Here is a 245-nt window from a genome sequence, read left to right as displayed (position 1 = left end):
GGGATAAAGGAATACAGGTACACAAGCACGATTGCTACCGCAAGGCCAGTTGACGCCATGAAACCAGTAACAGCCCCTGCAACATTGAGGACAACCACTACAGCCACGAGGCCAATAGATACTGCAGCCACAACCGCTAACTGACCGATAATCCACAGTCGCAGTAGACGCCCCACCGGCGAATGCCGGGTGAGAAGGTTGAAAATATCCAACGGAATACCCACCAGTGGGAACGCAATCGTATT

1 protein-coding gene is annotated in these 245 nt (G+C 52.2%); it reads right to left on the bottom strand.

Features of this window, described 5'->3' with window-relative positions; translation table 11 throughout:
* Positions 1-245: hypothetical protein (locus tag QP990_RS12250; RefSeq protein ID WP_284799439.1), on the bottom strand; the 245-nt coding region annotated here is incomplete at both ends.

The sequence above is a fragment of the Corynebacterium sp. MSK071 genome (genome assembly GCF_030232125.1).
Taxonomy (GTDB): domain Bacteria; phylum Actinomycetota; class Actinomycetes; order Mycobacteriales; family Mycobacteriaceae; genus Corynebacterium; species Corynebacterium kefirresidentii.
This window is presented reverse-complemented; position numbering and strand designations above follow the sequence as displayed.